10 protein-coding genes are annotated in these 8,069 nt (G+C 71.5%); 4 read left to right on the top strand and 6 right to left on the bottom strand.

Annotation, left to right across the window (positions count from 1 at the left end; translation table 11 throughout):
* Window positions 1-187 (top strand): hypothetical protein (locus ACWENR_RS22710; RefSeq protein ID WP_452278988.1); only part of this gene is annotated, 187 nt, incomplete at its 5' end.
* 55 nt (window positions 188-242) lie between these two features.
* Here the strand turns inward: ACWENR_RS22710 and ACWENR_RS22705 are convergent.
* Complete coding sequence (locus tag ACWENR_RS22705) at window positions 243-1,256, bottom strand: ADP-ribosylglycohydrolase family protein (protein WP_452278987.1); 1,014 nt, start codon at window positions 1,254-1,256, stop codon at window positions 243-245.
* Between the two features lie 263 nt (window positions 1,257-1,519).
* Between ACWENR_RS22705 and ACWENR_RS22700 the strand changes: the two genes are divergently transcribed.
* Both ACWENR_RS22700 and ACWENR_RS22695 read left to right on the top strand, forming a co-directional pair.
* Window positions 1,520-2,188: a HEAT repeat domain-containing protein gene (locus ACWENR_RS22700; protein ID WP_452278986.1), complete on the top strand. Its 669-nt coding sequence runs from the start codon at window positions 1,520-1,522 to the stop codon at window positions 2,186-2,188.
* Window positions 2,189-2,194: 6 nt separating this feature from the next.
* Window positions 2,195-3,199 (top strand): MerR family transcriptional regulator, encoded by a 1,005-nt coding sequence (locus ACWENR_RS22695; RefSeq protein WP_452278985.1) that lies wholly within the window; start codon window positions 2,195-2,197, stop codon window positions 3,197-3,199.
* Window positions 3,200-3,312: 113 nt separating this feature from the next.
* On the opposite strand, the gene ACWENR_RS22690 is transcribed toward ACWENR_RS22695, so the two are convergent.
* Genes ACWENR_RS22690 through ACWENR_RS22675 form a run of 4 tightly spaced genes read right to left on the bottom strand, consistent with a single transcriptional unit; the run spans window position 3,313 to window position 6,482 of the window.
* On the bottom strand, window positions 3,313-4,275 hold the full coding sequence (locus ACWENR_RS22690) for a hypothetical protein (protein WP_452278984.1): 963 nt from the start codon (window positions 4,273-4,275) through the stop codon (window positions 3,313-3,315).
* Window positions 4,272-4,877 carry a hypothetical protein gene (locus ACWENR_RS22685; RefSeq protein WP_452278983.1) on the bottom strand — a complete coding sequence of 202 codons (606 nt, stop codon included), beginning with the start codon at window positions 4,875-4,877 and terminating at the stop codon, window positions 4,272-4,274. Before ACWENR_RS22685 ends, ACWENR_RS22690 begins: the two co-directional genes overlap by 4 nt.
* The gene (locus ACWENR_RS22680; RefSeq protein WP_452278982.1) at window positions 4,874-6,046 is read right to left on the bottom strand and encodes a hypothetical protein; all 1,173 of its coding nucleotides are present in this window, start codon (window positions 6,044-6,046) and stop codon (window positions 4,874-4,876) included. Before ACWENR_RS22680 ends, ACWENR_RS22685 begins: the two co-directional genes overlap by 4 nt.
* 7 nt (window positions 6,047-6,053) lie before the next feature.
* Entirely contained in the window at window positions 6,054-6,482 is a 429-nt protein-coding gene (locus ACWENR_RS22675) for a hypothetical protein (RefSeq protein WP_452278981.1), read from the bottom strand.
* A gap of 334 nt (window positions 6,483-6,816) precedes the next feature.
* Here ACWENR_RS22675 and ACWENR_RS22670 point away from each other — a divergent pair, with 334 nt between their 5' ends.
* A complete protein-coding gene (locus tag ACWENR_RS22670) occupies window positions 6,817-7,503 on the top strand; it encodes a hypothetical protein (protein WP_452278980.1) in 687 nt (228 codons plus the stop codon).
* Window positions 7,504-7,687: 184 nt separating this feature from the next.
* Here ACWENR_RS22670 and ACWENR_RS22665 read toward each other — a convergent pair whose 3' ends face one another.
* Window positions 7,688-7,981, bottom strand: coding sequence for a DivIVA domain-containing protein (locus tag ACWENR_RS22665; RefSeq protein ID WP_452278979.1), 294 nt, complete (start codon window positions 7,979-7,981; stop codon window positions 7,688-7,690).
* Between the last annotated feature and the right edge of the window lie 88 nt (window positions 7,982-8,069).

Raw genomic sequence — 8,069 nt, 5'->3', positions numbered from 1 at the left:
GACGGTGCGCGGGTTTCTGGATGGCGCGCGGTTTCTGGACGGTGCGCGGGTTTCTGGATGGCGCGCGGTTTCTGGACGGTGCGCGGGTTTCTGGATGGCGCGCGGTTTCTGGACGGTGCGCGGGTTTCTGGACGGGGCGCGGCTTCCGGACAATGCGCGGGTTCCTCGACGGCAGCGGGTGTCTTGACGGCCCTCGGGTTTTTGGGACGGCGCGCCGACCGGTGCCGGCGCCGCGCCCGACGTCAGCCGGGGTAGCGGGTGCGCCACCAGGGATCGGTCGGGGGGAAGTACTCGCCTCCCGAAGGGCTGTCGTGCAGCTCGGTGACGAGGTCGCGGGCCAGCGTGTCGGCCGTCCAGGCCAGCTCCAACCGGGACAGCCAGTCGACGGGGAGCGCGTCCGGCCCGTGCGCCGTACCCAGGAGGGTGGCCGCCACCGTCGCGGCGTGGCCGCCGTCGCCGGCCGACGCGGCGAACAGCACGGCCTCGCGCACGGTCTCTCGCTGCGGGAAGCAGGCGACGGTGTACGCGCCGCCGGCCAGCGCGGAAACCGCCCTCGCGTCGGGTGCGAGGCGGGCCAGCTCGCCCAGCGCGGCGGGGCCCGACCGGGCCGCGGCCAGCGCCGGTGCCAGGCAACGCTCCGACGTCTCGGACCAGTCCCCGGGCTCCCGCAGCACGCTCTCCATGGCCGCGACGGGCTGGTGTCCGGCGGCGAGGAGACGAATCACCGCACCGGCCAGCCCGGCAGCCCTCACCGCCTCACCCGCGTGCGTGAGAGCGGCCATCTCGGCCGCGTCGCACGGGTACAGGCTCACCGGCAGGGTCCGGGTGAGCGCGTGCGCCCCGGCGCTCGTACCGTTGGGTTCGTCGACCGTGCCGATCTTCCGCCGCTGCAGTGCCGCCACGGTCGCCGGCGCCGACCCGCGCCGTTCCGCCAGCGCCGGCACCGTCGCCAGCCAGCCCGGTGGCCGACCGCCCTCGCCGCTGACCGCGTCGCCAGGGATTCCCTGGATCGTCGCCCAGCTCCGGTACGACTCCCACACCACGCTCGGCGGGTGACAGATGCCCCGGTGCCGGTGGCGGACGTGCGCGCGGATCAGGCCCTCGACGGTGAAGCAGGCGAGTTGCCCGGCGCTCGTCGCCCGCAGCGGCCCGACCGCCGGCACCCGGCCGCCCGACGCGCCGACGGCGTCGCCGAGCATCAGCCCGAGGACGCAGCCCCGAGCGGTCGCGAGCTGTTCCGCCGTCACCCTGGTCACGCCGTGCAGCATAGGAGCCGGCGTCACGGGGCTGTCCCGGGCGCAGCCGGACCACCTCGCTGCCGGTCGCGCCGCAGGCCGGCCCACCTTGCTGCCGACCGTGCCACAGTCGGACCACCTCAGTGCCGGTCGTGCCGCAGCCGAGCAGTGCCAGGCGTGGAGCTGCCGACGCAGGCCCTGGATGCGGGGCCTAACCAACTCCTCGTCCGCTTGACCTTGACACAGTGACAAGGGCTTCACTGGTGGCAGAGGAGGTGGTCCCGATGACCATGCCGCACCAGGACGCCGACGTGGTTCGGGCGCTCCGAGGGCTGGAGAACGGCGACTCGTCGGTGCGGCTGCGGGCGGCGCTGGCGGTCGGCACGACCCCCGACCCGCGGCTCGTCGACAAGCTCGTCGAGCGATGCGCGGTCGAGCCCGAGTTCTATGTGCGCGAGATGCTCACCTGGGCGCTCACCCGCCACCCGGCATCCGTGGCGGTACCGAAGCTCGTCGACGAACTCCGCTCGGAGCGTGCGCGGGCGCGCAGCCAGGCGCTGCACACGCTGTCGAAGATCGGGGACCGGCGGGCGTGGCCGGCCATCACGCGGGCGCTGCTGACCGACCCCGACGACGAGGTGGCGCGGAGCGCCTGGCGCGCGGCGGTCGTACTCGTGCGCGAAGGCGAGGAGCCCGGGTTGGCCGCGGCGCTGGCGACGCAGCTCGGACGCGGCGAGCGGGAGACACAGCTGAGCCTCAGCCGGGCGCTGATCGCGCTCGGTGACATCATCGTGCCGATCCTGCGCGCCGCGAGGACGGACCCCGACCCGCGCGTACGCCGGCACGCGATCGTCACGGAACGGCTGGCGGACGACCCGGACGCGGGGTTCGAGTTCGCCGTCGAGGAGGCGAGGCGCGTGGTGGCCCTCGGTCGGACCAGCCAGGAGGGGTGAGCGGCAGTGCTGATCGGCGAGGTGGCCCGACGGTCCGGGGTCAGCGCCCGCATGCTCAGGCACTACGACTCGCTCGGCCTGGTGCGGCCGACGGGTCGTACCGGCGCCGGCTATCGCGAATACTCCGGCGAGGACATCCAACGGATCTTCCACATCGAGAGCCTGCGCTCGCTGGGGCTGTCGCTGCGTGAGGTCGGGCGCGCACTCGACGATCCCGGCTTCACCCCCTCGGAGCTCGTCGCCGACCTCATCCGCCGTACGCGGGAACGCATCGCGGCGGAGACGGAGCTGCTCACCCGACTCCACCGGATCGACGCCGCCGAGCCCGCCGGCTGGGAGGACGTCCTCCAAGTCGTCGCCCTGCTCCAGGCGCTCGGGTCGGAGAGCGCCGGGAAGCGCCAGCGCGCGGCCCTCTCCTCGGCCGAGGACAACCCGGTGCCGGTGGAGGCACTGGTCGAGGCGGCGCTGCGCGAGACCGACCCGAACGTCGCCGGAGCCCTGCGGTGGGCGCTGGCGCGATCGGGCGACGGCGGGCTGGCGCTGCTGGCGGAGGGCCTCCGCGCACCCGATGCCGAGGTGCGGAAACGTGCCGTCCAGGCCGTCGCCGAGATGCCGGACGGTCAGGCGACCGTACTGCTGAAGGACGCCCTCGCGGGCGCCGACGTCGCGGTCCGCAGGCACGCGGCCCTGGCGCTCGGGGCCCGTGGAGTGGCCGACGCGGTCCCGACGCTCGTCGACATGGTCGTCGCGGAGGCCAACGACGTCGACGCGGCCGACGCGCTGAGCGCGCTGGCGAGCGATCCCGCGCTGACGGAGCAGATCGCCACCCGGCTCGTCGACCGCCTCGCCGACCGCGCCGTCGGATCGTCCGCCCGTCGACGGCTGACCCAGGCGCTCGCGGACATCCCGGGGGACACGGCGTCCCGTGCCCTGGCCGAGCTGTCACGCGACGAGGACCGTGCCGTCGCGCTCACCGCGACGTACGTCCGCACGCTGCGCGCCGCGCGGTGACGGCTCGGCGCCGGGGCGGGCGACGTGTGGTTGCTCTGCCCGAAGGGGTTCCGGCGCTGCTGCCCAGGCGGGACGGTGGGGTGGTGCGGGTGGGCGACAACGAGTGGATCGCCCTACCGGACGCCTGGGTCGTCAACGCCCACCGCAGCGCAGTCACCGCTTGAGGCACGGTCATCCGGCGTGGGCTCCGCGCTCCGGGCCACGTCGTTGCCGGGAGCATGGAGGGGCGTGCCCGCGTAGGCGGGTGCCTCGTGCGCGAGGGCTGCCATGTCCTCCGGCGCACGGGCGACGGCGAGGGCCGGTGAGCCGTGCAGGCCCCACATGTCGGCCTCGACCCAGCAGAGCTGGCGGTATTTCCCCGGCGCCATGGCCTGCGATCCGAAGTCCCACCCGACGGCTGACACCTGCTTGCCGGCGAACTGCCGTCGCGCCCGCTCGCGGTAGGCGTCCCTGGTGACGGTCGCGGGGTGCAGGAACGACAGGTCGAATCCGTTCTCGGCGAGCCCGAACGCGGCCAGGCCGAAGAGCATGGTGCACTCGATGCCGCTGTCGGCGCAGTAGTCGGCGATGCGGGCGGCACCGTGCAGAGCGCCCGCGTACGACAGCACGTACAGGCGGCGGACGGCGTGGAATCGCTGGTATTCCCGCAGCGCCGCCACGATCGTCGCGCCGGAGGCGACGGTGTCGCCGATCAGCAGGGTCGAGCCGCCGGCGTCGAACCGTGCGTAGGACACCTCGACCGTGGCGTCGTCGGAGGCGACGGCCACCCTGCTCGTGGAGACGAGATTCGCCGGCAGGTTCCGGCCCGCCTCGACGGCGACCGCCTCCGCTAGTTGGTAGATGAGGCCCTTGCTCAGGATGATCAGCTCGGCGACGTCGGCGCCGTCGAGTTCGTCCCGGATGTGCCGGACGAACTCCCGGCTGCTGGAAAGGCACGCCCGCCGGAACGGCAGGTCCGTCAGGTTGCGGTCGAACAGCAGCGCTTCCAGGTGCCGGTTGTGCACCAGGTGGAGACCGGTGACACCCGTCGTGGCGCCGATCGGCTCGACGGCGCTGGACCCCGTGTCGTCGATCATGCCGTCGTGCTGGGCACTCGCGACGCCCCGGCCCTGATCCTGCTGAGGGCGTCGAGCATCGGCCTGTCGATGTCGAGCACGTTGTTTTCGTACTCGTTCAGTGCGGCGGACAGCCAGGCAGGGCGCGGTTGGGCCGACTTGGGCCGGTCGGCCAGTGCCACGAGGGCGCGACCGGCAGCGGCGAAGTCGTCGACCACCTCGGTGGCGAGCGCCGCCACGTGCGGGTGTACGTAGTCGGTGACCCGCACCCCGCGATATTCCAGGACGTCGCTGCGGTACTGCGAATTGCGCGGGGCGACCACGATCACGGGGGTTCCCAGCGTGACCGCTGCCGCCATCTCGACTCCGATGCCGATGCCGCGGCGCACCCGCGCGTCGACGACGACCGCCGTCGCCACCATCACCTGGTACATGTCCCGGCCGAACTGGCCCAACGTGTTGCCCGCGTCCGGGATCGGATCGTCCGGATTGAGGAAGACGACGTCGCAGGGAGCCGCCCCGCCCGCGACCTCCTCCCGCTCCACATCGGTCCAGCAGAGACGATGTTGGTCGCCCCCGCCCTTGATGATCGACCCGGAACAGTAAACGGAGATCAGCATCATCGTGCCCTTCGGTCGGGATCTGTCTGGTTCAACGTGACATCGAGCCTGTTGGCGACGACGGCCACCACGGTCAGCGCCTGATGGATGGTCGCGGCGTTCTGGAACCGGAGGCGCTTGCGACCCCGGATCACGGCGTCGCGGAGCCGGGCGCGGAGCACCGGATGCTGCGTGGCGGTGGCGACGGCGCCGAATTCGGGAGTCGAGCGCAGGGAAAGCAGATCGGGCCAGCGGGCGTTGCGGTGGACGAAGTCGTGGATGCCGAGCCATCGCAGGCCGAGGTCGAACGAGCGGGCGGACAGCACCCGGTCCGCGAGGGAGGTCCGCATCTGGCGGATGCCGCAGGAGAAGTCGCCGAAGTCGAAGTCGGCGACGATGGCGGCGTCGAGGTCGCGGAGGTAGCTGGCGAGGTATTCGCGCGACAGGAACATGTCGATCCTGGCTCGTTCCTCGGCGTCCAGGGTGACCGGCACCGTGGCCCGGACGAATCGGCTGATGAATGCCTGCCCGTCGAGCCGTTCGGGCACCTCATGCAGGTACGTCTCGACGTCACCGGCCCTCGGGGGCCAGCGGCGGGCGATGCTGGCGAGCGTCGCGGCCAGCTCGCCGTCCGGCTGCAGCGCGGTGCCCCAGCTCTGGCCGATGTCGGTGGCGGTGTTCTGCGCGTAGCGGGGCCGCCAGACGAGGCCGCCGGTGAGGCTGCGGTGCGGGGTCAGTTCGTAGGGATTGCGGGTGTCGCCGCGGTATTCGACGGCCTTGTGTTCCACGTAGGAGTCGATGTCGGCGATGTGCGACGAATAGTGGACCACGCCGCGAACCACGAGCGACCTGACCCGGGTGAGAAAGACCGACAGGCTGGGCACCTCGAACAGGTACGACGCGGGAAGGATCAGTTCCTCGTCGGTGGCGAGCACGGCCAGCCGCGTCGCGTGCAGCACCTGGGCCAGATCCGTTTCGGTGAAACGGGCCGTCTGCGGGCGGCCGTAACAGGACCGGATCTCCGGATTGAGATACTGCACGAAGATCGGTCGTGCGCGATCGTAGGTCAGCGGCGTGGCGAAGCGTTCCTCCGGATAGAGGCTGAGCTGCTGCCCCGCCACGTGCAGGTGCAGGTCCCGGCCTGCGACGTAGCCGTCGCGCCGTGCGCTGACATCCTGCTGGGGCGCGGTCACGCGTCACTCATGGCGCCCGGTCGGGGCGACCCACGGTGAGGTCACGGCCTGCGGTGTACGCGTCCCGACCGGCGGTCACGTTCTGCTGCACGGGGGTCGACTGATCTGCGCCTTCGCCGGCCGCCCTGACTGCGGCGACCAGTTCCCGTACCGCGATGGCTAGGCTCGGGTCCTCCTCCAGCCGGGCCTGCAACCGGCCCTCCCATCGGGCCGCCTCCAGGGCCGACGCCTCATCCCTGCGGTCCGGCGCGGCGGCATACAGTCGATCGCGGGAATCCTCCAAGACCCGGTCCGCGCGGGCCACCGACTCCGTCTCGCCGCGACCGAGAATGCGTGCGGCATGGCCCTTCACGTTGAGCCACACGTCCGATGCCATGGCCTGGATCAGGGCCGCGCTCGCTGCGGCGGCCAGGCCTGCTGTCGACAGGTCGTCCATGGATCACCGCATCTATTTGGATCGCGCACGCCGGGGGAACGGGCACCGCCCAGTATGCCAACGCCAAAATACCTGTCAAGGACAGATCGAATCGATCAATTGTTTGCGGAAAGCTGCACTGCTGACGCCGGTCGCCCACGCCCTCACGATCTTGGCCAGTACGGCAGCCGCCGTTGGGGATCGTGGCTAAAGCTCCAGGATGCGCGACGTGAGCAGTCGCTCAACCCGATCGTTGCGGGAGGCAGAGGCCCCCGGGCAGAGTGAAGGAATGGCGGGTATGACAGGCGGTCCGATGGTACGAGACACGACGCCGCGCCAAGCGATTGACCTACGGGTGCACCGCTGGCTGATGATCGTGGGGGCGCTGCTCACTTCCGTCGCCCTTCTGCTGCTGGCGCTTCTGCCTGGCGTGCCCTCCGAGACGGTCGCGATGACGGAGTGGGTGGAAAGTGCTCACTCCTCACTGATGTGGAGCGACGAACTGCTGTTCTACGCGGTCATTTGCTGGGGAGCCGGTGCTCGCGGCCTCTTCGGCGCGCGCCAGGCCGGACCGTCGGCGCGGATCAACGTGGGAAGGACCGCTCTCACGGTTGCCCTCGTCGCTCTCGTCGTCGTACTGCTCGCGGTGGGGCGTCTGGTCTACCCGGTGTTCGACATTCAACTGTCAGCCGAGGCGGTGGCCTTGGTCGTCAGCTCGACGTTCGGCGCCCTGCATCTGGCGTTTCTGGCTTTCGCCGTTGCTGCAGCCGCGCTCAGTTGGTCGACACGCGCCGGGCTGACTGGGCGAGCTGCCGGCATCTTTGCCGCAGCCGCATTCGTCGTGAGCTCCTTCCCCTGGCTGACACCGCACTGGTGGAACTCATTGGTCGCCGTACTGGTCGCCGCGTGGGGCGTGTTCCTCGCCCTTGCTGCCGTACCCGTTGCCGAGAATTCCGGCGACGCAACCGAGCAGACCTTGCCCTGGCGTCGGCATTCCGACACCACGCGGGAGGCGACGCGAAGGCCGGCGAGCTGGACGTAGATCTCGCGCTTGTCGGTCGCGTCGCCGCGACGGTCGAGGACGTAGCCGCTCAGCCAGATCCAGCCGGCGTACGTCGGCTGGTCGGAGACCGAGACGACGCGGAAGGTCAGGGCGCGGTCCCCAGCGAACTGCACCGACGCGCGACCGTCGACGACGAGCAGGTCGCCGGGGGAGGGGTGCGCGGTCACCAGCGGCCGGAGTTGTGCTGGTGCTCCTGCGGCGACCGGCACTCCCGCTCGTGCATGGTCTGCCAGTCGCGCAGCGCCCGCTTGATCCGGTCGTTCTCCTGGGTGAGCAGCCGTACCGTCTCGTTGAGCATGGCCAGCTCGTCGGAGACCCGGGCCTGGAACTCGCGTACCTCCACCGGGTCGACGCCGCGCCGCCGCGCGGCGAACTCGCGGGTCCGCACCTCGTGCGGCGTCAGCCGGCCCGGATAGCCGGCCGGGTAGGGCTGACCGCCTCGATACACCTGAGCCACGACGATCCTCTCTGCGGGCAGGCGGGAGCGCGGAGGCTCCGCGCGATGAGGTCTGGAAGGGCGGGTCGTCCGCGCGGGGGCCGCGGAC

The organism is Micromonospora sp. NPDC004336, assembly GCF_053602615.1.
This window is presented reverse-complemented; position numbering and strand designations above follow the sequence as displayed.